Genomic DNA, 23270 nt, shown 5'->3' on the forward strand with positions numbered 1-23270 from the left:
GATTACATATTAAATAAAAAGAGAAGAGATGCTACCACCCCTTCTCTTTTTATCGTTCGTTTTTTTATTCAGAATCATTTGGTTATGACGCCTAACTCAGCGATTGCCGCCCATGGCTGCTGTTCGTTAGCGCCGCGCAGGGCTACGAAACGGATATACCGGGCGCCCGCTGTTTTAGGCAACAGCACGTCCTGCCGCACCGGGTTGTTGCGGATATTGGCGAAAGTGCCCTGTTGCTGCAGCTCCCAGTTTTTACCATCGGCGCTCGTGTAAAAGGCATATTCTTCAATCACCCCATTACCCGCCGGAATGTAGGTAAAGCCCTTCAGCTGCAGCGTTTCGCCAAGATCCACCTGTATTTCGTGCGGAAAAGTCCGGCCGCTGCCGGGTGTTGACCGGGAAGTGTGCAGGTTAACGTCGATCGCCATTTCGGCCCGCTGCCTTGCTGTATCGGCATAGGTTACACGCCATTTCGCAGGCGATACGTCATATTTCGCCGTGATGGTGGCCCCGGCGCGCTTTCCTTTGTCTACAAAAGCCTTTGCCTTTACCACACCGCCCGCTGCAAACGCCACAGGCGCCGTGTAACGCGGCGATTTGTAAGTCGGCTCACTGCCATCCAGCGTGTAGCGCAGTTCGGCATCTTCCGACGCAGAAGTGAGTATCACCTCGCCCTGCTTGTTGCGGTTGATTTCCGCGTCGGCCAGCAACTCCGGCGCCTTAAATAATGCAACCTCCGTGATCAGTGCAGGCGCCTTGGCGTCGATGATCGTCAGGCGCAGTTTGCTGGCGGTTACCGCCGGCAAACGCAGGATGCGCTTGTAACCAATGGTGGTTTCGTTCGCAATTTCTTTATACGCCCCGTTCTCGAACGCTTCTACTTTAAACTTGCGCACCCGTTGCCCGTAAGCAATCGCCTCCTGCACCTGGAAGCGGTTAAAGGTTACCGGTTTCTTAAAAGCCAGCTCCAGCACCGCATGCTGTGCGGTCGGCGCCGTCCAGAACGTAGTGGTTTTACCGTCGTTGGCAGCCGTGTTGCCCAGCGCCAGGTTGTTTTTGAACGTTGCATCCAGCTGTTTGCGCAACTCCATCAACCTTAAGGAATCATTTTTAGGAATAAGACCGCGGCGATCTACAGGTACGTTCAGCAACAGGTTGGCGTTACGGCCAACGGAACCGTAGTAGATGTCCAGCAGCTCGGCGAGCGATTTAACTTTATCGTCTGTAGCGGGACTGTAAAACCATCCCGGTCGGATAGACACATCCGCTTCACCCGGCACCCAATGCGTACCGTTTTCCTGTCCTTCATTCAATATCTTCTCAATACCGCCCATACCCGGACGAAATTCGTCGCGATTGAGGCCACTCCACATCGTGGTGCCTGCAATGCCGCGCTCATTACCGATCCAGCGGCAACCGGGGCCGGCGTCGCTGAAGATGATGGCATTGGGGTGGTATTTATATACAGTACCGTTGAACAGGTTCCAGTCATACACCTGCTTTTTGCCATTGGGCCCTTCGCCGTTCGCGCCATCGAACCACTGCTCAAACACGTCGCCGTATTTGGTGTGTACTTCGGTGAGTGTATTTACGAACGTCTGGTTGTATTTTTCGGTGCCATAGTCGGGATGGTTGCGGTCCCACGGCGACAGGTACACGCCGAATTTGAGGCCATACGCTTTACAGGCGGCCGATAACTCCGCCAGCACATCCCCCTTACCGTTTTTCCAGTTGCTTTCGCGCACGGTGTGTTTACTGTACGCGCTTGGCCATAAACAGAAGCCATCGTGGTGTTTGGCGGTGATGATGATCCCTTTCATCCCGGCAGCTTTGGCCGTACGCGCCCATTGGCGGGCATCGAGCTGCGTGGGATTAAAAACTTTCGGATCTTCGTCGCCATGCCCCCACTCCTTATCGGTAAACGTATTTACGCCAAAGTGAATGAACATATAGTATTCCATCTGCTGCCACGCCAGTTGCGCTTTGGACGGAATAGCGCCCACATGCGTCTGCGCTTTCGCGCTTCCCAGCATCAGGGAAAAAGAGAAAAGAGTAAGGTTGCTTTCTTCATAGTGCGGAAATCAATGACTTGGTATCAGCTAAAAGTAGTTCGTTCGCCCGTAATTTAGTGCGGCAGCTGAAAAAACGCACATGGTATGCTAAAATACTATGCTAACCGTTTATCCCCCGCTTTCCTTGTACTACCACCGATTACCAACCCAACTATCACATTAATGTCACAAAAAAAAAAGAAGGTTGTTGCATTTACCCTTTCTATTTAGCTATTTTTATTCCGTCTATGTTCAAATCTATCAATCATTTCTAACTATCATTATGAATAAGCATCTGCATCGCAGGAGTTTCCTGAAGAACACGGCAGCGGCAGGTATTGGCCTGTCATTGCTGAACACCCCGGCCCAATTGTTCGCAGCTCAAAAAAGATAAGGTACGCGTAGCCCTCATTGGCGTAGGTGCCCGCGGCTCCGGTCACCTCGATCTGTGCCTGAAGCGCAGCGACGTGGACGTAGTGGCCATTGCTGATCCGGACACCGAAAGGGCCATTCCACAATGCCGTAAGATGATCGAAAAAGCTTATGGTACTAAAAAGAAAGTAGCGGAGTACACCAAAGGCCCCGAAGATTACCTGAACATGCTGAAACGCGGCGACATCGACGCGGTGATCATTGCTACTCCCTGGGAATGGCATACACCGCAGGCGGTGGCCTGCATGAAAGCCGGCATTACGCCCGCGGTGGAGGTTTGTGGCGCCAGCGATGTACAGGAATGCTGGGACCTTGTAAACACCAGCGAAGCCACGCGCATCCCGGTATTTGCCATGGAGAACGTTTGTTACCGCCGCGATGTAATGGCGGTACTGAACATGGCGCGCCAAGGCCTGTTCGGCGAATTGCTGCACCTCCAGGGCGGCTACCAGCACGATCTGCGTAACGTGAAATTCAACGACGGCAAACAGATTTATGGCGGCGGTGTAGAATTCGGCGAGAAAGCTATTTCGGAAGCACGCTGGAGGACCAATCACTCCGTACACCGCAACGGTGACCTGTATCCTACGCACGGCCTCGGCCCTGTTGGCACCATGATCGACCTGAACCGCGGCAACCGCCTCGTATCACTAACCTCGGTGGCTACCAAAGCACGCGGTCTGCATAAATATATCGTGGAAGGCCCCAATGGCGGCGCCAACCATCCCAACGCCAAGGTAGAATTCAAACTGGGCGATATCGTCAGCTCACTGATCAAAACCACCAATGGTGAAACGATCATGCTCAGCCATGACACCAACCTGCCCCGCCCCTACTCGCTGAACTTCCGCGTGCAGGGCACCAACGGCCTGTGGATGGACGATTTCGATTCTATCCACATTGAAGGCAAAAGCAAGCCGCATACCTGGGAAAAAACAGGCGATCCGAAAGAAGCGGACAGCTACTTCGCAAAGTACGAACACCCGCTTTGGGCAAAGTACGCGAACGATGCTTCCGGCGCCGGTCATGGCGGCATGGACTGGTTCGTGATCAACTCATTTATAGAGTCGATCAAACGCGGCACCCCTACCAGCTGGACGTATACGATCTCGCTACCTGGTACGCAATCACTCCGCTGAGTGAGCAGTCGATCGCAGAAGGCGGCTCCGTACAGTACATCCCCGACTTTACCCGCGGCAATTGGATGAACCGTAAACCAATTTTTGCATTGAACGGCGATTATTAATCTTACTTATAAAAAAGCCCCGGCCACCTGGTGACCGGGGCTTTTTACATATATCCCAAAACGTTAGTGTACCGGTTCCTCCTGGAACACTGTAACACCCGCTTCAATACTCGTTACATACACTTCCATCACCTCATCGAACTTCTCGCTATACAACTTTTTCATGCTGGCGACAAACGCATCAACCTTTGCTGATTTCACGAGATTAATGGTGCAACCTCCAAAGCCGCCGCCCATCATACGCGCGCCGGCTACATCCGGATTATTGCGCACACAGTCCACCAGGAAATCCAGTTCGGGACAGCTTACCTCGTACAGCTTGCTCAAACCGTCGTGGGAGCCGTACATCAATTTGCCCAACCCTTCCAGGTCGCCGTCCTGCAACAGTTTAGTGGCTTTTACCACGCGCTCGTTTTCCTGTGTAACATACAGGCAGCGGTCGTAAATTTTACCGGGCAGGTGTTCTTTATATTGTTCTACCTGAGCGGCCGTAACGTCGCGCAGGCTGTTGATGCCGGGAATAAATGCTTTTAAAATTTCCACGCCTTTTTCACACTGCTCGCGGCGAACGTTGTACTCCGACGTTGCCAGGGAGTGATGCACCATGGAATTACACAGCACGATATTGTACGTATCCGAAAACTTAAACGGGAAATACTGGTACTCCAGGCTGCGGCAATCGAGCAGCATTACCGGTCTTTACGGCCGTGCAGGTTCGCGAACTGGTCCATGATACCGCATTTCACGCCAGGAAAGGTGTGTTCCGCGATCTGGCCTATTTTCGCCATTTCCATCCGCTCCAGACCAAAACCCAGTAACGTATCCAGGGATGCTACCAGCCCGCCTTCCACTGCTGCGGAAGAGGAAAGACCCGCGCCTACCGGGATATCGCCATGTACCACACAATCAAAACCTTTCACGTCGTATCCCCGCTGCTGCAGGTGGTATACAACGCCCATCAGGTAATTGATCCAGCCGGGTGAAGGCTTTATATTTTTCAGCGAAAAAGATTGCTTTTCGCCGGTGAAGGTGGCATAAGCATTTACCGTATCGGTGCCGTTAAGCGCAACCGCGTACACAATTTTTTTATCGATCGCGGCGGGCAACACATAGCCTTCGTTGTAGTCGGTATGCTCTCCAATCAGATTGATCCTGCCGGGTGAAGTGACGATGAGTGGCGTTTTTCCATATAATTCGTGGAACCGCAGTTTTGCTTCGTGGATCATAAAAACAGTAATAAACGTATTTTGTACACCTAAAAATAGGAAAAGAGTTTGAACTTTCATCCAAACCCAAAAAATTTTCCGGCATTTTAACAAAATTCCTTTGGGACCAACAGTTTTCCCCTCCTCAGCCCCTGTTGTGTCACATCCTTCGACTATAGTAGCGCTCTCTGCCATCGTTTAAGGATCCTTCGATGATCCTTCGTTGATCTTACGTTTAAGCTAGGTTCAAAATAGGTTCGTGAACCTAGCTCGAACCTAATTTGAACCTAGGATGAACCTAGGATGAACCTAGTATCGCTAAAAGATGGTCTAGTCCTGGAATAGGTTTGCACCATGTTAATAATCCGGGTTGAGGTTTACACCTGTTGTGGTTAATCCGTGTAAAGGTTTACAGGATAAAACAGCGCAATAAAAAAGGCCCTACCGTAAGGTAGAGCCTCCTATAATGGCAATAAATGTTGCTAAGCTTTTGCTTTTCCCACCCTGTATCCGGCAACTGCGTAATAAAGGATATACAGGTAACACGGCACCATACAATACAGGAATGCGTGGCGGAAGTCTACCGAATCAGCATGAAGGAAGGAAAATAGTGCGCCATGCTCAAACAGGCCGGTGTAAATCTGCGGCAGTACCGCGCCGCCAAAAATACCCATCACGAGCAAGGCGGAGGCCAACTTGGTATATTTACCCAATCCATCGATCGCGAGCGGGAAAATAGCAGGCCACATCAGTGCATTGGCGAGGCCAAGCAGCGCAATGAACGTCACTGCGCCGTATCCTTCCGAAAGGAAAGCGCCTATGGTAAATGCCACGCCCAACAGCGAAGAAATACGCAGCGCCAGCGACTGGCTGATGAATTTAGGAATCGTGAAAATGCCGATAATATAGCCCACGAGCATGGCAAGCATGGTGAAGGTGGTGAAGTATTTGGTCTGATCTAGGCTCATACCGAGCTTTTTGCCGTAAGTCCCGATTACGTCGCCTGCCATTACTTCTACGCCCACATACACGAACAGGCAAAGTACGCCCAGCCAGAGGTGCGGGTAAGCGCCCAGTCCTTTTTAGTACCGGTGCTGCCTGTGCCGGCTTCTTCCGGGGCGGTTTCGATGTTAGGCAGCGATGAGCGGCTGATGAACAGGGCGAAAGCCACGAGCAATACCGCGATAACAATGTAGGGGCCAATTACACGGGATGCCAGTGTATCGAGCAAACCGGCTTTGGTGGCAGCGTCGGTCGTGACAGCCACCTGTGCTTCCAGCGACTCCGCGTTCTTCAACACGATGGTGCTCAGGATCAGCGGACTGATAGCGCCCGCGGCTTTATTACAAATGCCCATGATACTGATGCGTTGCGCGGCGCTTTCGATGGGACCAATAATACTTACATATGGATTAACGGCGGCGGTTTGCAGCAATGCTAACCCCGCACCCTGTACGAAAAGACCGGTGAGGAACATGCCGAAACTGCGGGAATTAGCGGCCGGAATAAACACCAGCGAACCCAGCGCCATCACGCATAAACCTACAGCCATCCCGTTTTTGAATCCTGTCTTCTCCAGAATAAAAGAAGAAGGCAACGAGAGGAACAAGTACGCCATGTAAAATGCAAAAGTTACCAGCAGCGACTGCGAATCCGTAAGCTGGCAGGCTAATTTGAGGAAAGGAATAAGGGCGCCGTTTAACCAGGTAACGAAGCCGAAAATAAAATAGAACATCCCCATTATGAGCATAGCCTGCACAAATCCCGTCCGGGGAGCAGCCAGCGTGGCCGTTTTACTTGTCATAGATCCCAATTTGGTTAATAAAATGAAAAAATCACTGCAAGCTGCTAACTTACCTAACAAAAACTGATTTTCATAGTTATTTTCGCTAAAACGTTTTTGCATTAAGAAAATAAGGTATTACATTTGAGTTTTCCACTTTTTTCGTCAAAAGTTTTTATACATTTATTGCCACAAATTTCACTAATACTAACATTCACAGGACTATGTCTTCGATGCAACAAGCAAAACGGGGTACTTCTCCGTCTTTCTTTGTGCTGGTAATGGTGTTCTTCTTTTGGGGCTTCGTTGCCGCCTCAAACGACATCTTGATTCCACTGTTCAAAGAAAAATTCAACATCCACGGCTGGCAGGCGCAATTAGTTGGCTTTGCCTTTTATGTAGCGTACTTTGTAGGCGCAGTAATTTACTTCCTCGTTTCCAGTGCTATTAAACAGGATCCGCTTAACCGGATAGGGTACAAAAACGGGATTATTTACGGTCTCATATTCTCGGGCCTGGGTACCCTTATCTTTTATCCCGCAGCGGAACTGCATTCGTTTCCGCTGATGCTCACCGGCCTGTTCGTAGTGGCGCTCGGGTTCGCACTGCAACAAATCGCTGCAAACCCTTTCGCGATCGCGCTTGGCGATCCGGCAGATGGCGCCAAACGCCTGAACCTTGCGGGCGGTATTAATAACTTCGGCGCCACCCTTGGCCCTGTTGTCGTAAGTGCAGCCATCTTCGGTAGTATTGGTCCCGACGCAGCAAAAAATGCTTCCATTAACGATGTAAAAATACCTTACCTGGTACTGGGTGCGTTATTCGTACTGGTGGCCATCTTCTTCAAAATATCCAAACTGCCGGCTATCCGTAATAACGAGGCAGTGGAGAAAGGATTGGGCGCATTGAAGTATCCGCAGCTCACACTGGGCATGTTGGCCATCTTCACGTATGTGGGTGTGGAAGTAACCATCGCCGCTAACCTCGGCGACTACCTGCGACACACACAGCAGCTCGACTCCGCGAACATCTCACAATATGTTTCCCTCTTCTGGGGCAGTATGATGATTGGTCGCTGGACGGCTGGTTCAAGTGCATTTAATCCTTCTCCGAACCTGAAGAAAGTACTGACGGTGATTATTCCGTTCGTGGCATTCGCCGTGTTCCTGGGTATCAATATGGCGCGTGGCACCGATGTGTCCGACCTGTACATCTACGCTGTTTGCATCGTTGCATTGATCGTAGCGTTCTTCCTCAGCGAGGACAAACCTGCAAAACAACTGCTGATCTTCGCCAGCTTTGGGGTGATCGCTATGCTGATAGGCCTGTTTTCTACCGGAAAAGTAGCCCTGTTCGCCTTTATCAGCGGCGGTTTATTCTGCTCGGTAATGTGGCCTTGTATCTTCACGCTGGCAACTGCCGGTTTGGGTAAATACACCAGCCAGGGTTCAGCCTTCCTCGTTATGATGATTCTCGGCGGCGCCGTAATCCCTGTATTACAAAGCCTGCTTGGTGGTGTGGAATGGATCGGCATTCACCACTCTTACTGGTTACCGGTAGCATGTTTTGCTTACCTCGCATTCTTCGCAATTAAAGTTAAATCTATACTAAAATCTCAAGGCATCGATTATGAGTCAGCAATTAGCGGTGGGCATTGATATTGGCGGCACCAATACTAAATTCGGCATTGTAGATCGCCGCGGTAACATTATTTCTGATGGCAGGATGCTCACCGGTGCACACCCGGAAGTATCGATGTTTATAGATGAACTCTATGGCCACCTGACTAAACTCATAGATGAAGCAGGTGGTATGTCGCAGATCAAAGGCATTGGCGTGGGAGCACCCAATGGTAACTACTACACAGGCAATATTGAATATGCACCAAACCTTCGCTGGCACGGCGTTATTCCTTTGGCGAAATTACTCAGCGAAAAATTCGGTATTCCTACCCGGCTTACCAACGACGCCAACGCGGCGGCCATAGGTGAAATGCAATACGGCGCAGCCCGTGGTATGAAAGATATTATCATGATCACCCTGGGCACAGGCGTAGGCAGCGGTATCATCGCCAACGGGCAGATGATCTACGGCCACGACGGTTTTGCCGGTGAACTCGGTCACTGTATCGTAGTACCCGGCGGCAGACTGCACCCGGGAACAGGCATGCGCGGCTCCACGGAGTCTTACGCTTCTGCAACCGGCGTTACCAACACAGCGATCGAATTCCTGACAGAACGTACGGAAGACAGCCTGTTACGTAAATATGCCAAAGAAGAAATCAACTCAAAGATCATTTTTGATGCAGCCATGGCGGGCGACCACCTGGCGCAGGAAGTGTATGCTTTTACCGGTAAAATTCTCGGTGAAGCACTGGCTAATTTCGTGATGTTCTCCAGCCCTGAAGCGATCATCCTGTTCGGCGGTCTTACTAAAGCCGGCGACCTGATCATGAAACCGGTAAGGGAGCATATGGAGAAAAACCTGCTGCCTATTTTCCAGAATAAAGTGAAGCTGATGTTCTCTGAATTGAGAGAAAGTGATGCGGCAATTCTCGGAGCAAGCGGCCTGGTTTGGGAGATACATGAATAGAACCGATGTTAATATGCAAAACAGACGTAAATTTTTAAGCAGCGCCCCTGGTTGGCGCTGCTGCTTTTTCACTGGGTATGCCCGCAGCGGATGCGCAGGACAAAAAGAAAAAGAAACGCTCCGGTAAAGCATCCGGGCCAATTGTGATCTCCACCTGGGACTTCGGTCGCGCCGCTAACCGCGCCGCCTGGGATGTACTGAAAAACGGCGGTCGTGCGCTCGACGCGGTAGAAGCCGGTGTTAAGATACCAGAAGCTGATCCCAACAACCACACCGTGGGTTACAGCGGTTTCCCTGACCGCGACGGGCGTGTTACGCTCGATGCCTGCATCATGGATGAAAAGGGCAACTGCGGTTCCGTAGCCGCACTGGAACACATCGTGCACCCTATCTCCGTAGCCCGCAGGGTGATGGAAAAAACACCGCACGTAATGCTCGTCGGTGATGGCGCATTACAGTTCGCACTGTCGCAAGGGTTGAAAAAACAAACCTGCTTACACCGGAATCCGAAAAGGCCTGGAAAGAATGGCTGAAAACAGCGGAATACAACCGGTCATCAACATCGAAAACAAATCGTACGAAGATACTAAAGGTGCCACCGCGTTTAATCCACTGATGCTGCCGGGCAATGTGTACAACCACGACACCATCGGTATGGTGGCGCTGGACGCAAACGGCAACCTCTCCGGCGCCTGTACCACCAGCGGCATGGCATTTAAGATGCACGGCCGTGTGGGCGACTCGCCCATCATTGGCGCGGGTCTTTATGTAGATAACGAAGTAGGCGCAGCTACTTCCACCGGTCTCGGGGAAGAAGTGATCCGCGTGGTAGGTAGCTTCTGGTAGTGGAACTGATGCGCCAGGGGTACTCTCCCGAAGCGGCCTGCAAAGAAGCGGTTACCCGCATCGTGAAGAAAAACCCGGAGCGGGCGAAAGGCATCCAGATCGGCTTCCTCGCGCTCAACAAGCAAGGCGAACACGGAGCTTACTGCCTGCAGAAAGGCTTCAGCTACGCTGTTTGTACGGGCGATACCGAAGATAAAAACATCCTCATCAACGGGAAACAATACTTCTCATGAAGATCACACTTGAAATATGCGCTGCGTCCGTAGCTTCCTGCGTAGCCGCGCAGGAAGGCGGCGCGGCACGCATAGAACTGTGCGATAACCTGCTGGAAGGCGGCACCACCCCCAGTTATGCCACCATTTCCCTCGCCAGGGAAAAAGTAAACATCGCGCTGTACCCTATTATCCGTCCCCGTGGCGGCGATTTCCTGTACAGCGACCGGAGTTCGAGACCATGAAGCGCGACATCATCATGTGCAAACAATTGGGTTGCGATGGCGTGGTGATCGGGATTTTAACGCCGGAAGGCAAAGTAGATATTCCCCGTAACAAAGCGCTGGTGGAGCTGGCCTGGCCCATGGGCGTTACGTTTCACCGCGCGTTTGACATGACCGACGATCCTATCCAGGCATTGGAAGATGTGATCGCCACCGGCTGCGAACGCATCCTGACCTCCGGGCACCGCAATACCGCGGTGGAAGGCGCCGCACTGATCGCGGAGCTGGTACAAAAAGCAGGCGGCAGGATCGCTATCATGGCAGGTTCCGGCGTACGCAGCACTAACATTGCCAGCCTTATACAAGCCACCGGCGCACAGGAGTTTCATACCACCGCCAAAGCGTACACGGAAAGCGGTATGATTTACCGCAACCCGAACGTGAGCATGGGCGGCATTCCCGGCGTACCGGAATACGGCATTTCTCAAACGCAGGTAGCCGAAGTAAAACACATCCTCGAAATAGCCACGCAAACCGTGGTGTAACCCTACTGATGCTCACCCTTTTACGTAAATCCTGCCTGTTTGGTAAGGTAATTGCAACGTATACATTCACAAAGAAATAAAGTGGCGGGCCGGACGGATTGTTTAAATTTAGCGGACAGGCCCATCCGGCTATATAAAACCGACTATATGAAACAGCTGCTTCTGCTTTTCACTTTCGCTACCTCCGCGGCTCAGGCGCAACAACACATTAAGGTGCTCACGTACAATATCCATCACGGCGAAAACGTGAAAGGAGAACAACAACTGCAAGGCATCGCCAATGTAATATTAGCTACGGACCCCGACCTTGTCGCATTACAGGAAGTAGACAGCATGACACAGCGAACTGGAAAAACCGATCAGTTGAAAGAGCTGGCCGCACAAACCGGCATGTACATATACTTCGGCAAAGCCATGAACTACGATGGCGGCGGTTATGGCACCGGTATTCTTTCTAAATTCCCGATTAAAACGCAATACAGCATAGCCTTACCTCCCAACGGAGCCGGCAGCGAGCCCCGTGTAGCCGCCGTAGTAACAGTACGTGTACCCGGCCGCGACAGCATCCTGCAATTTGTGAGCACCCACCTCGACCACCTCGATGCGCCGGCAGGCCGCCTGCAACAGGTAAGCATGCTGTTACAGCAATTCCAGCCGCAATTCCCGGCCATTGTAGCAGGCGATTTTAACGCCGTTCCCGACACAAAAGAAATCGGGTTGATGACAGCCCATTTTATTGATGCCACGCAGTCGCTTGGCGCCACTGGCCTTCAGAAAAGCCGGAGAAAAACTGGATTACATCTTCTTATCCGGAAAACATAAATGGGAAGTGAAGAATGCGAGTGTTATCGGCGAAGCAGTGGCTTCAGACCACCGCCCGGTACTGACGGAACTGGAATTAAAGTAAATTATTTTGAAAAAAGACGGTGGCGCTATATTAACAAGCGGTAACATCCCGCTAAAAAACCTACCTTGCTTTAGCAGCTAAGATATAATTCATAATCAGGCAAATACAGTGAACAAATGCAAACTTGTGCAATTCCGCGTAAAAACGGGAATGGTACTATCTTCTCCCCGTGCGACTCGTCAAGGAAAACGCAGGCAGTCCACCGTTTTAGCTTGATTTATGTAACACATGCAATCTTTATCTTAGCCAAATTATTAATAACCAATAAGCTTCATTCGGGGTAAAACTTTGTTAAGATGAAAAAATGGCTGGTCGCGCTAACCCTCGGGTTAACGGCTGTTGCGCAGGCGCAGGAAAAAGATTATTCCACGATCGTAAATCCCTTTATCGGCACCGGTGGTCACGGGCACACCTATCCCGGTCCCAGCATGCCTTTCGGCATGGTTCAATTAAGTCCGGACACGCGCCTGAAAGGCTGGGACGGCTGTTCGGGTTATCACTACTCCGATTCCATTATCTATGGCTTTTCTCACACGCATTTAAGCGGCACCGGCATCGAGGATTATTGCGATATCCTTTTAATGCCGACCACCGGTAAATACGAGTGGAACAATGAAAAATACGCCTCTCCCTTTTCGCATAAAAATGAAAAAGCGCATGCCGGTTTTTACAGTGTAAAACTGGACAAATACAATGTGCTGGCGTCTTTAACGGCGACGAAACGCGTAGGCCTGCATAAATATGAATTTGCATCCGGCGCTAAAGAAGGCAACGTGTTGCTGGATTTATATCACCGCGACATCGTAAAAGATCCCGCTTGAAAATTCTGAACGACTCCACCATCGTGGGTATGCGCCGCTCTACCAGCTGGGCGCAGGACCAGGTGGTGTACTTCGCGCTGAAGTTTTCCAAACCGTTTAAGCAGCATGCAGTAGCGCTGAACGATGCGGAGAAAGGCGCGCTGAAAGAGGCGCAGGGACTGAATATTAAAAGCTATTTCACCTTTGCGCTGGATGGTGCACCACTGTATACAAAAGTGGCTATCTCCGGTGTGAGTGAAGAAGGCGCTATGCGCAACCTGGACGCGGAACTGCCAGACTACAACTTTAACAAAGTAGTAGCCGATGCTAAAACCGCCTGGAACGAAGAACTGGGTAAAATCGAGATCAAAGGCGGCACCGCCGATCAGCAGGTAATTTTCTACAGCGCATTGTACCACGCCTGCCTGAATCCTAACCTGTACATGGATGTTGACGGCCAGTACCTCGGCACCGATAAAAAAGTGCACAAGGCCGAAGGCTTCGAGAACTATAGTGTGTTCTCCCTCTGGGATACGCACCGCGGCTTGCATCCGCTGATGACTATTATTGATCCGAAACGTACGAACGACTGGATCAATACTTTCCTTGTACAATATAAATACGGCGGCATGCTGCCCGTATGGGAACTCTCTGCGAACGAAACGTTCTGCATGATCGGCTACCACGCCGTTCCTGTTATCGCAGACGCTTACCAGAAAGGCATTCGCGGTTATGATGTGAACTACGCACTGGAATCCATGCGCAGCTGGGCAGAGAGCGACCGCTTTGGTATACAGGATTACATCCGCCAGGGCTATTTAAATACAGAAACACAGGCGGAATCGGTATCGCGCACCCTGGAATACGCTTATGACGACTGGTGCATTGCACAGATGGCGAAAGGCATGGGGCAGCAGGATGTATACGAACGTTACATCCGCCGCGCGCAGTCTTACAAAAACCTGTTTGATAAGTCGACCGGCTTTATGCGTGGGAAGACAGGCGGCCGTTGGTATTCGCCCTTCAATCCTACTGAAGTAAATAACTTTTTCACAGAGGCAAACAGCTGGCAGTACAGCTTTGCAGTGCAGCAGGACGTGAGCGGCCTGATGAAACTGCAGGGGGCAAACTGCCATTCACCGCCAAACTGAATAAACTGTTTACCACCAACGAAAAACTATCCGGCCGCGAACAATCGGACATCACCGGTTTGATCGGCCAGTATGCACATGGCAACGAACCAAGCCACCACATCGCCTATTTGTTCAACTATGTAGGGCAGCCCTGGCGTACGCAGCAGCTGATACATGAAGTACTGACCACGCTGTACCATAACAATCCCGATGGCCTGAGCGGCAACGAGGACTGCGGACAAATGAGCGCATGGTACGTATTAAGCTCCATGGGCTTCTATTCCGTAACGCCGGGCAGCGGCATCTACGCGATCGGCACACCGCTATTCGACGAGGTGAAAATTCATCTTGAAAACGGGAAAACATTTACCGTAAAAGCGAACAACCGTACAGCGAATAACTACTACATCGCATCTGCCAAACTGAATGGCGCCAATCATAACAAGGGCTACTTCCAACATACCGATATCACGAACGGCGGCACACTGGAATTTAACATGAGCGCCACGCCGAACAAACTTTGGGGCGCCATGGATGTGCCGGTGAGCGCGATTACCGAGCACCTCATCGTGCCGGTGCCATACGTAACCGCTACCTCTGATCGTTTCAAAACCGCTATGCCGGTGATACTGACAGCACCGGAAGCAGGCAGCACCATCTACTACACGCTCGATGGCAGTCAGCCTACGAACGCATCGAAGAAATACAGCGCACCAATCGCTGTAACGCAATCCTGCACCCTGAAAACGGTGGCTTACAAAAACGGCCAGTACAGCCAGGTAACGGAGAACGAGTTTCATCGCATTCCGACCGATAAAAACATCACCATTTTAAGCAAAATCCACCCGCAATACACCGGTGGCGGCAACGATGCCCTGATCGACGGCATCCGCGGCAAAAGCGACTTCCGCCTGGGTGGCTGGCAGAGCCATTACCCGGGGAACCTGGAGGCCATCGTGGACTTGAAAGCACCGCGTAAAGTGAATAAAATAAGCCTGAGCGTGTTGCAGGACCTGGCCGTTTGGATTTGGTATCCTACGCAGGTAGAATTCTTCAGTTCTGCAGACGGTAAAAACTTTACCTCGTTAGGGGTGGTGAAAAATACCTTTTCCGACAAAGAATACGGATCGCACCTGCAGGTGTTAAGTTTGCCCGTAAACCTCAGCACCCGCTACATCAAAGTAGTGGCGCAGAACCACGGTATCATTCCCGACTGGCATCCTGGCAAAGGCGAGGCCGGGCACATATTTGCAGATGAAATCATTATAGAGTAGATTGTACATTCCACGTACATCAACCAAACAATAACAATACGTACTATGAAACTAAACACCATTTTTAAAGCCGGCATGCTGGCCATGGCGATCGGCGCAGCCGCCTGTAACACCGGCGGTGACAAAACGCCGAAAGGTACGCTGGCGGTCATTCCGCTGCCTGCCTCGCTGAAGGCTACAGCCGATTCTTTCCTGATTGACAAGCAAACCGTGATCGTAGCCACTACGGCGGAAGACAAGCAAACCGCCGCGCTCTTCAATTCCTGGTTGCATGAATTAACCGGCTATGATCTTAAAATAGCGGACAGTGGTGAGAAAAATGCCATCATCCTGAAAACCGGCAATGACACCACTGCTGCCGAAGGCTACAACCTGAGCGTGAAAAACGACCAGGTAGCTATTACCGGTAACAGCGCAGCCGGCACCTTTTATGGTATTCAGACGCTGATACAGCTGCTGCCCGTAGAAAAAGGCAGTTCGCTGCTGGTACCCGGCGCCGACATCAAAGACCAGCCCCGCTTCGCTTACCGCGGTATGCACCTGGACGTAGGCCGTCACTTTTTCCCGGTAGCATTCATCAAAAAATATATCGACCTGCTGGCGATGCATAAGATGAATACCTTCCACTGGCACCTCACAGATGACCAGGGCTGGCGCATTGAGATCAAAAGTATCCACGCCTGCAGGAGATCGCGTCCAAACGTAAAGAAACCATGGAAGGTCACTATAACGACCAGCAATATGATGGCAAACCTTACGGTGGCTTCTACACACAGGAAGAAGTGAAAGACGTGGTGAAATACGCGGCCGAACGTTTTGTAACCGTAATCCCGGAAATAGAAATGCCTGGTCACGCCCCTGGCGGCGCTGGCGGCTTATCCCAACCTGGGATGTACGGGCGGTCCGTACGAAGTAGGCACCCGCTGGGGTGTTTATGATGACGTGTTCTGCGCGGGAAACGACTCTGTATTTCTGCTGCTGCAGGACGTGATCGATGAAATACTGCCGTTGTTCCCGAGCAAATACATTCACGTAGGCGGCGACGAGAGCCCGAAAGTACGTTGGGAGAAATGCCCGAAATGCCAGAAGCGTATTAAGGACGAGCACCTGAAAGACGAACACGCGTTACAGAGCTACTTTATCCAGCGCATGGAAAAGTACATCAACAGTAAAGGCCGCCGCATTATCGGCTGGGACGAGATCCTGGAGGGCGGTCTGGCCCCGGATGCGACCGTAATGAGCTGGAGAGGCACCGAAGGCGGTATCGCAGCGGCGCAGCAGGACCACGATGTGATCATGACGCCGGGCAGTTTTGTTTACTTCGACTACTATCAGTCTAAAGGAAAAAATGAACCGGTAGCGATAGGCGGTTACCTGCCCGTGGAAAAAGTGTACAGCTTTGACCCGGTGCCCGACGCCAAACTGCTGGACCCTGCCAAAGCGAAATACATCATTGGCGCACAGGCAAACCTGTGGACGGAATATATCAAAACACCCGAGCACGTGGAATACATGGTGTATCCCCGCGCCTGCGCACTGGCGGAAGTACAGTGGACACAACCGGCTCAGAAGAATTATGAAGACTTCCTGAACAGGCTGAAAGTACACCTCAAGCGCACGGACCTTAAAAAAGTAAACTACGCGAAACATATTTTTATGGTAAAAGGCGAGGTGGAACACGATAACCAAGGCAATATGTCGGTGAAGCTGAGCAGCCAACTGGATGGCGGCAAACTGATATATACACTGGACAGCAGCGCCCCTACCGCTTCTTCACCTGAATATACCGGTCCGGTAGCCATTACGAAAAGCGGTACTTTCCGGGGTGTGGTATTGCAGGACGGTAAAGCCTTTGGCGACGAATTTGAGCAGACGTTCACATTTAACAAAGCCACCGGCAAAACCGTTACCCTGAAAACACCGCCGCACGAGAAATACAATCCGGGCAGCCCGTTCTCTCTTGTAAACGGCATCCGGGGCGTGGAGAAGTTTAATGATAACCAGTGGACCGCGTTCCAGGGCGACTTCGAAGCTACGGTAGACCTGGGCGACAGCATCGCCATCAACAAACTGGGCCTGAGCATCCTGAAATACAATGACCAGTGGATTTACGAACCGAAGGAAATCGTGTTCGCTGTTTCAAACGATGGTAAAACCTGGAAGGAAGTAGCGAAAACCAACACGTTCACGGCGAAAGGCATCAACAAGGTGCGTTTGAATGTAAGCAATGTATCGGCCCGTTACGTAAAAGTGGTGGCCAAACATTTCGGCAGGATCCCGAAAGGTGCACAGGGCGAGGGTAACCCGGCCTGGCTGTTCGTGGATGAAATCGTGGTGGAATAACTCCGTTGAGCAGTTAATATAAAGGGAGGCTGGCCATTGCGCCGGCCTTTTCTTTTCAGGTTGCTAACAAAAAGGCCGGCCCTTTCGGCCGGCCAATACCCACTTTGCGAATCAGTTAACGGGTACTATGAATCCACTCGTACAGTGACTATTTGTTTACCCACAGGGTCCATTTAGCGTCGAATTTATACCATTCGCCTTTAGGACCTTCCCATTTCCACTCGGGCACTTCGCTCCAGTTTTTACCCTGGTCGGCGCTCCACCACAGTTTACCATCGCCGATTTTCAGCCATTTGCCTTCTTTATCGGCCCACATGCCGTTTTCTACGGCTGCCCATTTCTTACCGTCGGTGCTCCACCACAGTTTCGCGCTCTTATCGAGTTTGTACCAGTAGGTTTTACCGTCCATTTTGCCTTCCCAGATACCGTTCGGGCTTTTCTTAAAATCCGCCACTGAAGCTGTTTTAACAATAGAAGTTACAGCGGCGCTGGTGGTTACATTTATAGCAAGGAGCATGCAGATCGCTGAAGCAGCGAAAAACAACTTTTTCATTGGATGCAGAATTTTAAAATAGATGAATAAAAATGATGCGTAGGAGTAACGGTGCAATCCGGAATATTGGAACGTTACAGCCTGAGTCTTTTCTCCGTAAACTGCCAGGTTTCCGGTCTGGCAGCCAGTACATGCATGTTTTCTGTGGGAGGTACTTTAATTAACGAATTATAAAAGAACTTGGATTTGCAAAACACTTCATCAATGTTTTAGCGCTGCGGTCGATCTTATTCAAACAATTGCCATTCTTGTTAATTATTTTCGAAGTATATCGATTGAAATTAAATAAAGTGAAATTTACTTAGAGAATAGCGGCAAATTCTTTAATTTTCCGGCTCGTTTTTTCAAACGCATATCAAAAATAATACGTCATGACCATCAATCACCAGGAAATTGAACTGATAGACAGTTTTGAACAGATTGCCGTGGAGATTCACCCTACCGCCAAAGAGGGCTCCAAAGCTGTTGCAGCTGAAATTGCGGCGCTGATCCGCCAAAAGCAGACAGCGGGCGAGCCTTGTGTACTGGGCCTCGCAACCGGCTCCACACCGAAGTACCTTTATGCTGAGCTGGTACGCCTGCATAAAGAAGAAGGACTCAGTTTTAAAAACGTTGTTACGTTTAACCTGGACGAGTATTACCCGATTGAGCCGGATGCGCTGCAAAGCTATAACCGCTTTATGAAAGAGCAGTTGTTCAATCACATCGACATTCCTGAGTCGCAATACCACATTCCGGACGGCACCCTGCCGAAGGAAAAGATGAAAGCCTATTGCGAAGAATACGAGCGCAAAATTGAAGCTGCCGGCGGTCTGGACGTCCAGATCCCGGGTATCGGTAACAATGGTCACATTGGCTTTAACGAGCCGGGATCGAGCATTAACTCGCACACCCGCCTCATTACGCTGGACAATTCCACCCGTTTGGCCAACGCCTACGACTTCCCGAACATGAGCCAGGTGCCACGTTTGGCTATCACCATGGGCATCAGCACCATTCTGAAGGCAAAGAAGGTAATCCTGCTGGCCTGGGGATCTCACAAAGCGAAAATCGTACGCCGTTCTGTAGAAGGCCATAGCTCCGACCAGGTGCCGGCTTCCCTGCTGCAACAGCACCCTAATACCAAGTTCGTGATTGACGAGCAGGCAGCCCACGACCTGACCAGGAACAAAGAACCCTGGCTTACAGGCGACTGCGAATGGACACCGGCCCTGATCCGCAAAGCGGTTACCGGCCTGGCCCTGAAGCTGAATAAGGCCATTCTCATGCTCACCGACAAGGATTATAATGAAAATGGCCTGAACGACTGGTAGTACAATATGGTTCGGCTTATGAACTGAACATCAAAGAATTTAACTCCATCCGCGATACCATTACCGGCTGGCCCGGCGGTAAACCCGGCGCACAGCTGCCGAACCACCCCGAACGCTCAGAACCGGCCCGCAAACGCGCGCTGATCTTCTCCCCGCACCCGGACGATGATATCATCTCCATGGGCGGCACCTTTATCCGCCTGCACGAACAAGGTCATGACGTGCACGTGGCGTACCAGACTTCCGGCAACATCGCGGTAACCGACGAGTTCGTGCTCCGCTTTATCGATTTCGCCGTAGGTTTTGAAGGGATGTTCGATATCAGCAACAAGAAAAGTAACGAGATACTGGAAGAGGCAAAAGCCTTCATCAGAAGCAAAAAAACCAGCCAGAAAGACACCCCGGAGATCCGCGCCATCAAAGGCCTGATCCGCCGTTGTGAAGCGAAAGCAACTTGCCGTTACGTAGGTTTGCCAGACGAAAACGCACACTTCATGAACCTGCCATTTTACGAAACCGGCCTGGTAGAGAAAAAACCAATGGGGCCAGAAGACGTGAAACTGACCGTAGAGCTGCTGCGCAAACTGAAACCGCAACAGATTTACTGTGCAGGCGACCTCGCCGATCCGCATGGCACCCACAAAGTTTGCCTGGACGTGATCTTTGCCGCACTGGAAGAGGTAAAACACGAAGATTGGGCGAAGGATTGTTGGGTATGGCTGTACAAAGGGGCATGGCAGGAATGGGATATCCACGAAATTGAAATGGCGGTGCCGATGAGCCCCGACCAGATCGTACAGAAACGCACGGGTATCTTCATTCACCAAAGCCAGAAGGACGTAGTACCTTTCCAGGGAACCGACCTGCGCGAGTTCTGGCAACGTGCGGAAGACCGCAACGCCAATACCGCGGATACTTACGACAGGCTCGGCCTGCAGAAATATGCAGCCATCGAGGCTTTTGTAAGATATCACTTCATGTAATCACCTTATTGGTATACAACACATCAACGCCGCTGCATCGCAGGGGCGTTTTTGTTTATCCCCACCCCGGCAATAATGTGCATTATTTCCGCGTTGCACTATCATCGCATTGGTTAACTTTGAAATGCTTATTACACCCGTTAAACACCACACAATACTATGGAAGTGAATCTCCTTACGACGCTTGTGGCCGGGCTGGTGGCCGGTGGCCTTGCCGGCTACTTCATTCTGCGCAATCTTTTACTGAAACATTATACCCCCAAATCGGAACTGGAACAACTGCGCCTCGCCATGGCCCAGCGCCTGACCCGGGAACAGGTGGAAGAACGATATGTGTCGCGCGAATTATACGGCAGCCTCCAGGCCGGCCTGCGCGAAAAAGAGAAGGAACTCTTTGATGTGAAAAACATCATCGCAGAAAGACAACCAGATACTGGAGTTGAGCCGCCAACAGACCGCCCTGGCCAAAACGAATGAACACCTCGAAGACAAGCTCGATAACGCGAAAAAGGAACTGGACACGCTGCTGCTCAATTCCCGCGAGCAGTTTAAAGTACTGGCGGAAGAAATCGTAAAGGAAAAAGGAAAGGATTTGTCCGACGCCAACCGCATTACGCTCGACGCATTGTTAAATCCCCTTAAATCCGATATCAACAACTTTAAAAAGACAATAGAAGACACGCGCAAGGAGGATATACAGGATATCACATCGCTTAAAAAAGAAATAGAAAACCTGCAGAAGATGAATACACGTTTGAGCGAAGACGCCCGCCAGCTGGCCGGCGCGCTGCGCTCCGACGTAAAGGTGCAGGGCAACTGGGGCGAAGATCGTTTAAAGTTGATATTGGAATCGGAAGGGCTGCAGAATTACATCGACTTCACCAACCAGGGTACGTACAGGGATGAGGAGGAAGACCGTAACCGTCGCCCCGACTGTATTTTAAGGCTGCCCGATGGCAAACACCGGTGATTGACAGCAAGGTGTCGCTGAACGCTTACGTGGAGTATTTTAACGCCGCGGACCCCGCGCAAAAAAAGGAGTCGCTGAAACAACTCGTGCGCAACATCAACGACCACATCGACCTGCTGGCGAATAAAAATTACCAGTCACTCGCTGGCTTACACACGCCGGATTTCGTATTCATGTTCATGCATTTTGAATCTGCGCTTACGTTGGCGATGAACGAAAATCCGGACATCTTTAACCGGGCATTGCAGCGCAAAATCGTGATCATTACGCCTACCACGCTGGTGGCCACGATGAAGGTGGTAAAACTGCTCTGGCAAAAAGAAAACCGCGTCAAAAACGTGGAGGAGATCTTCCGCCAGTGCGGCCTGTTATACGATAAATTCGTACTCTTCACCGAAGAAATGCAAAAGGTAGGTAAAAGCATTACAGATGCCGGCCGCGCCTATCACGATGCGATGAACCGCCTCCGCGACGGCGCCCGTAAAAGCGATACCATCATCGGCAAATTCCAGCTCATTCAAAGCCTGGAAGCGAAAACCAACCGCAAGTTGCCTGATAGTATTCTAAATGAAATTTCGCTGCTCGACAATAACGAATAACCATGCACGAACAAGGATTTGCGATTATCCCGGATATCTATACTGCCGCCGAGGTGCAGGCGATGCTGCATATTATTTCGCAGGCAGATACCAGCCGCCCTACTTTCCGTAAAACAGCCGGTTTATTCGCCGTAAGACAGGCGTTGAAGGAAATGCCCGCACTTACCCCGATCCTCTTTAATAAGCGCCTGAAAAGCCTTATAAACGACCATTTCGGCGAAGACTACCGCTCCCCTTACAGTGGTCCGAAAAAACAGCTATCGCATAAAGTGTGCATACCTTATCTTTATAGAAAATAAAGAAAGATGCAAACGATACTTGGCGCAAATGGAATAATAGGAAAACTTTCGAAAGCCCTTCTCCCCTACGCGTCCGTTATCCGCCAGGTAAGCCGTAACCCGAAGAAAGTGAATGCGACAGACGAGCTGATGGCGGCGGATCTTGCAGATTATAAACAAACCGTTAAAGCAGTGGAAGGTTCGTCGGTAACCTACCTGACGGCAGGACTCCCCTACCGCACCAAAATATGGCAGCGCCAGTGGCCCGTTATCGTACAAAACGTGATCAACGCCTGTAAGATCGCAGGTTCCAAACTGGTCTTTTTCGACAATGTATACATGTACGGCAAAGTAAACGGCTGGATGACCGAAGAAACGCCCTACCGCCCTGCCAGTAAAAAAGGCAAGGTGCGTACAGAGATCGCGCAGATGCTGCACGACGAAATGCAACGTGGCGCTTTACCCGTTCTGATTGCCCGTTCTGCCGACTTTTACGGCCCCGGCGCCAATAATTCGATCCCGAATATCCCGGTGCTCGATAACCTCGCAAAAGGAGCCAAACCGCAATGGATAGGTAATGCTGCCATGCGCCACTCTTTTACTTATACGCCCGATGCTGGCAGAGCGACCGCATTGCTCGGCAATACGCCATCAGCCTATAACCAGGTATGGCATTTGCCAACCGACAAAAACGCGCTTACCGGCAAAGAATTTATCCGCACAGCCTGCGAGATCTTCGAAAAAGGAGATGCAAAATATTCCGTGTTGCCGAACTGGATGCTGCGCCTGGGCGGAATATTTAAACAGGAACTGGGGGAACTGGTGGAAATGATGTACCAATACGATTACGAATATCTGTTTGACAGTACGAAGTTTGAAAAGGCTTTTCATTTTAAGCCCACATCGTATAGGTCGGGGTTGGTGGAAACGATCGCGATCATGAAAAAGCAAAAAGGCTGACCAATGGTCAGCCTTTCTTTA

20 protein-coding genes and 5 pseudogenes are annotated in these 23270 nt (G+C 50.9%); 19 read left to right on the top strand and 6 right to left on the bottom strand.

Annotated features, from left to right (window positions below):
- Positions 1-74: 74 nt before the first annotated feature.
- A complete protein-coding gene (locus MKQ70_RS19000; protein ID WP_248073451.1) occupies positions 75-2033 on the bottom strand; it encodes an alpha-L-fucosidase in 1959 nt (652 codons plus the stop codon).
- 301 nt (positions 2034-2334) lie between these two features.
- On the opposite strand from MKQ70_RS19000, the gene MKQ70_RS19005 reads away from it, so the two are divergent.
- Positions 2335-2445: a twin-arginine translocation signal domain-containing protein gene (locus tag MKQ70_RS19005; protein WP_248073455.1), complete on the top strand. Its 111-nt coding sequence runs from the start codon at positions 2335-2337 to the stop codon at positions 2443-2445.
- A gap of 58 nt (positions 2446-2503) precedes the next feature.
- A pseudogene (locus MKQ70_RS19010) lies at positions 2504-3729 on the top strand (Gfo/Idh/MocA family protein).
- Positions 3730-3792: 63 nt separating this feature from the next.
- On the opposite strand, the gene MKQ70_RS19015 reads toward MKQ70_RS19010, so the two are convergent.
- The 4 genes from MKQ70_RS19015 to MKQ70_RS19030 all read right to left on the bottom strand — a co-directional run bounded on the left by MKQ70_RS19015 (position 3793) and on the right by MKQ70_RS19030 (position 6738).
- Complete coding sequence (locus MKQ70_RS19015) at positions 3793-4419, bottom strand: galactokinase (protein WP_248073459.1); 627 nt, start codon at positions 4417-4419, stop codon at positions 3793-3795.
- Positions 4419-4955, bottom strand: coding sequence for a galactokinase (locus MKQ70_RS19020; RefSeq protein WP_248073460.1), 537 nt, complete (start codon positions 4953-4955; stop codon positions 4419-4421). The genes MKQ70_RS19015 and MKQ70_RS19020 overlap by 1 nt, the downstream gene beginning before the upstream one ends.
- 461 nt (positions 4956-5416) lie before the next feature.
- Positions 5417-5902 carry an MFS transporter gene (locus MKQ70_RS19025; protein WP_248073462.1) on the bottom strand — a complete coding sequence of 162 codons (486 nt, stop codon included), beginning with the start codon at positions 5900-5902 and terminating at the stop codon, positions 5417-5419.
- A gap of 47 nt (positions 5903-5949) precedes the next feature.
- Positions 5950-6738, bottom strand: a complete 789-nt coding sequence (locus MKQ70_RS19030; protein ID WP_248073464.1) for an MFS transporter — start codon at positions 6736-6738, stop codon at positions 5950-5952.
- 212 nt (positions 6739-6950) lie between these two features.
- Between MKQ70_RS19030 and MKQ70_RS19035 the strand changes: the two genes are divergently transcribed.
- The 11 genes and pseudogenes from MKQ70_RS19035 to MKQ70_RS38895 all read left to right on the top strand — a co-directional run bounded on the left by MKQ70_RS19035 (position 6951) and on the right by MKQ70_RS38895 (position 17593).
- The gene (locus MKQ70_RS19035) at positions 6951-8375 is read left to right on the top strand and encodes an MFS transporter (RefSeq protein ID WP_248073466.1); all 1425 of its coding nucleotides are present in this window, start codon (positions 6951-6953) and stop codon (positions 8373-8375) included.
- Positions 8347-9309 (top strand): ROK family protein, encoded by a 963-nt coding sequence (locus tag MKQ70_RS19040; protein ID WP_248073468.1) that lies wholly within the window; start codon positions 8347-8349, stop codon positions 9307-9309. The genes MKQ70_RS19035 and MKQ70_RS19040 overlap by 29 nt, the downstream gene beginning before the upstream one ends.
- A gap of 77 nt (positions 9310-9386) precedes the next feature.
- On the top strand, positions 9387-9842 hold the full coding sequence (locus MKQ70_RS38875) for an isoaspartyl peptidase/L-asparaginase (protein ID WP_282456602.1): 456 nt from the start codon (positions 9387-9389) through the stop codon (positions 9840-9842).
- Complete coding sequence (locus MKQ70_RS38880) at positions 9835-10155, top strand: isoaspartyl peptidase/L-asparaginase (protein WP_282456603.1); 321 nt, start codon at positions 9835-9837, stop codon at positions 10153-10155. Before MKQ70_RS38875 ends, MKQ70_RS38880 begins: the two co-directional genes overlap by 8 nt.
- Positions 10155-10388 carry a hypothetical protein gene (locus MKQ70_RS38885; RefSeq protein WP_308199078.1) on the top strand — a complete coding sequence of 78 codons (234 nt, stop codon included), beginning with the start codon at positions 10155-10157 and terminating at the stop codon, positions 10386-10388. The genes MKQ70_RS38880 and MKQ70_RS38885 overlap by 1 nt, the downstream gene beginning before the upstream one ends.
- Positions 10385-11136 (top strand): annotated as a pseudogene (locus MKQ70_RS19050) (copper homeostasis protein CutC). The gene MKQ70_RS38885 and the pseudogene MKQ70_RS19050 overlap by 4 nt, the downstream one beginning before the upstream one ends.
- Before the next feature lie 147 nt (positions 11137-11283).
- On the top strand, positions 11284-11958 hold the full coding sequence (locus MKQ70_RS19055; RefSeq protein ID WP_248073470.1) for an endonuclease/exonuclease/phosphatase family protein: 675 nt from the start codon (positions 11284-11286) through the stop codon (positions 11956-11958).
- Between the two features lie 513 nt (positions 11959-12471).
- Positions 12472-14419, top strand: a pseudogene (locus MKQ70_RS19060) (GH92 family glycosyl hydrolase); the annotation flags it as partial.
- Positions 14420-14506: 87 nt separating this feature from the next.
- Positions 14507-15250 carry an FN3 associated domain-containing protein gene (locus MKQ70_RS19065; protein WP_282457452.1) on the top strand — a complete coding sequence of 248 codons (744 nt, stop codon included), beginning with the start codon at positions 14507-14509 and terminating at the stop codon, positions 15248-15250.
- Positions 15251-15334: 84 nt separating this feature from the next.
- Positions 15335-16188, top strand: a pseudogene (locus MKQ70_RS38890) (beta-N-acetylhexosaminidase).
- Complete coding sequence (locus MKQ70_RS38895) at positions 16118-17593, top strand: glycoside hydrolase family 20 protein (protein ID WP_282457453.1); 1476 nt, start codon at positions 16118-16120, stop codon at positions 17591-17593. The pseudogene MKQ70_RS38890 and the gene MKQ70_RS38895 overlap by 71 nt, the downstream one beginning before the upstream one ends.
- Before the next feature lie 148 nt (positions 17594-17741).
- Here MKQ70_RS38895 and MKQ70_RS19080 read toward each other — a convergent pair whose 3' ends face one another.
- A complete protein-coding gene (locus MKQ70_RS19080; RefSeq protein WP_248073471.1) occupies positions 17742-18146 on the bottom strand; it encodes a hypothetical protein in 405 nt (134 codons plus the stop codon).
- A 371-nt stretch (positions 18147-18517) separates the two neighbouring features.
- Between MKQ70_RS19080 and nagB the strand changes: the two are divergent.
- The 6 genes and pseudogenes from nagB to MKQ70_RS19105 all read left to right on the top strand — a co-directional run bounded on the left by nagB (position 18518) and on the right by MKQ70_RS19105 (position 23249).
- Positions 18518-20442: pseudogene (gene nagB / locus MKQ70_RS19085) on the top strand (glucosamine-6-phosphate deaminase).
- Between the two features lie 159 nt (positions 20443-20601).
- Positions 20602-20919, top strand: coding sequence for a hypothetical protein (locus MKQ70_RS19090; RefSeq protein ID WP_248073473.1), 318 nt, complete (start codon positions 20602-20604; stop codon positions 20917-20919).
- Positions 20882-21412 carry a DNA recombination protein RmuC gene (rmuC, locus tag MKQ70_RS38900; protein WP_282456604.1) on the top strand — a complete coding sequence of 177 codons (531 nt, stop codon included), beginning with the start codon at positions 20882-20884 and terminating at the stop codon, positions 21410-21412. Before MKQ70_RS19090 ends, rmuC begins: the two co-directional genes overlap by 38 nt.
- The gene (locus tag MKQ70_RS38905) at positions 21409-22011 is read left to right on the top strand and encodes a DNA recombination protein RmuC (protein WP_308199080.1); all 603 of its coding nucleotides are present in this window, start codon (positions 21409-21411) and stop codon (positions 22009-22011) included. Before rmuC ends, MKQ70_RS38905 begins: the two co-directional genes overlap by 4 nt.
- Positions 22012-22013: 2 nt before the next feature.
- Positions 22014-22310 (top strand): hypothetical protein, encoded by a 297-nt coding sequence (locus MKQ70_RS19100; protein ID WP_248073474.1) that lies wholly within the window; start codon positions 22014-22016, stop codon positions 22308-22310.
- A 6-nt stretch (positions 22311-22316) separates the two neighbouring features.
- The gene (locus MKQ70_RS19105) at positions 22317-23249 is read left to right on the top strand and encodes an NAD-dependent epimerase/dehydratase family protein (RefSeq protein WP_248073477.1); all 933 of its coding nucleotides are present in this window, start codon (positions 22317-22319) and stop codon (positions 23247-23249) included.
- Positions 23250-23270 lie beyond the last annotated feature (21 nt).

It is taken from the genome of Chitinophaga sedimenti, from assembly GCF_023156195.1.
Lineage (GTDB): Bacteria > Bacteroidota > Bacteroidia > Chitinophagales > Chitinophagaceae > Chitinophaga > Chitinophaga sedimenti.

Bases quoted from the DNA above. Each gene is read 5' to 3' on its own strand.
- MKQ70_RS38880 (WP_282456603.1), top strand. From the start codon at position 9,835: ATGGCTGAAAACAGCGGAATACAACCGGTCATCAACATCGAAAACAAA.
- MKQ70_RS19020 (WP_248073460.1), bottom strand. From the start codon at position 4,955: ATGATCCACGAAGCAAAACTGCGGTTCCACGAATTATATGGAAAAACG.
- MKQ70_RS19055 (WP_248073470.1), top strand. From the start codon at position 11,284: ATGAAACAGCTGCTTCTGCTTTTCACTTTCGCTACCTCCGCGGCTCAG.
- MKQ70_RS19035 (WP_248073466.1), top strand. From the start codon at position 6,951: ATGCAACAAGCAAAACGGGGTACTTCTCCGTCTTTCTTTGTGCTGGTA.
- MKQ70_RS19100 (WP_248073474.1), top strand. From the start codon at position 22,014: ATGCACGAACAAGGATTTGCGATTATCCCGGATATCTATACTGCCGCC.
- MKQ70_RS19030 (WP_248073464.1), bottom strand. From the start codon at position 6,738: ATGACAAGTAAAACGGCCACGCTGGCTGCTCCCCGGACGGGATTTGTG.
- MKQ70_RS19000 (WP_248073451.1), bottom strand. From the start codon at position 2,033: ATGCTGGGAAGCGCGAAAGCGCAGACGCATGTGGGCGCTATTCCGTCC.
- MKQ70_RS19005 (WP_248073455.1), top strand. From the start codon at position 2,335: ATGAATAAGCATCTGCATCGCAGGAGTTTCCTGAAGAACACGGCAGCG.
- MKQ70_RS19040 (WP_248073468.1), top strand. From the start codon at position 8,347: ATGAGTCAGCAATTAGCGGTGGGCATTGATATTGGCGGCACCAATACT.
- MKQ70_RS19065 (WP_282457452.1), top strand. From the start codon at position 14,507: ATGGATGTGCCGGTGAGCGCGATTACCGAGCACCTCATCGTGCCGGTG.
- MKQ70_RS19025 (WP_248073462.1), bottom strand. From the start codon at position 5,902: ATGAGCCTAGATCAGACCAAATACTTCACCACCTTCACCATGCTTGCC.
- MKQ70_RS38875 (WP_282456602.1), top strand. From the start codon at position 9,387: ATGCCCGCAGCGGATGCGCAGGACAAAAAGAAAAAGAAACGCTCCGGT.
- MKQ70_RS19080 (WP_248073471.1), bottom strand. From the start codon at position 18,146: ATGAAAAAGTTGTTTTTCGCTGCTTCAGCGATCTGCATGCTCCTTGCT.
- MKQ70_RS19015 (WP_248073459.1), bottom strand. From the start codon at position 4,419: ATGCTGCTCGATTGCCGCAGCCTGGAGTACCAGTATTTCCCGTTTAAG.
- MKQ70_RS19090 (WP_248073473.1), top strand. From the start codon at position 20,602: ATGGAAGTGAATCTCCTTACGACGCTTGTGGCCGGGCTGGTGGCCGGT.
- MKQ70_RS19105 (WP_248073477.1), top strand. From the start codon at position 22,317: ATGCAAACGATACTTGGCGCAAATGGAATAATAGGAAAACTTTCGAAA.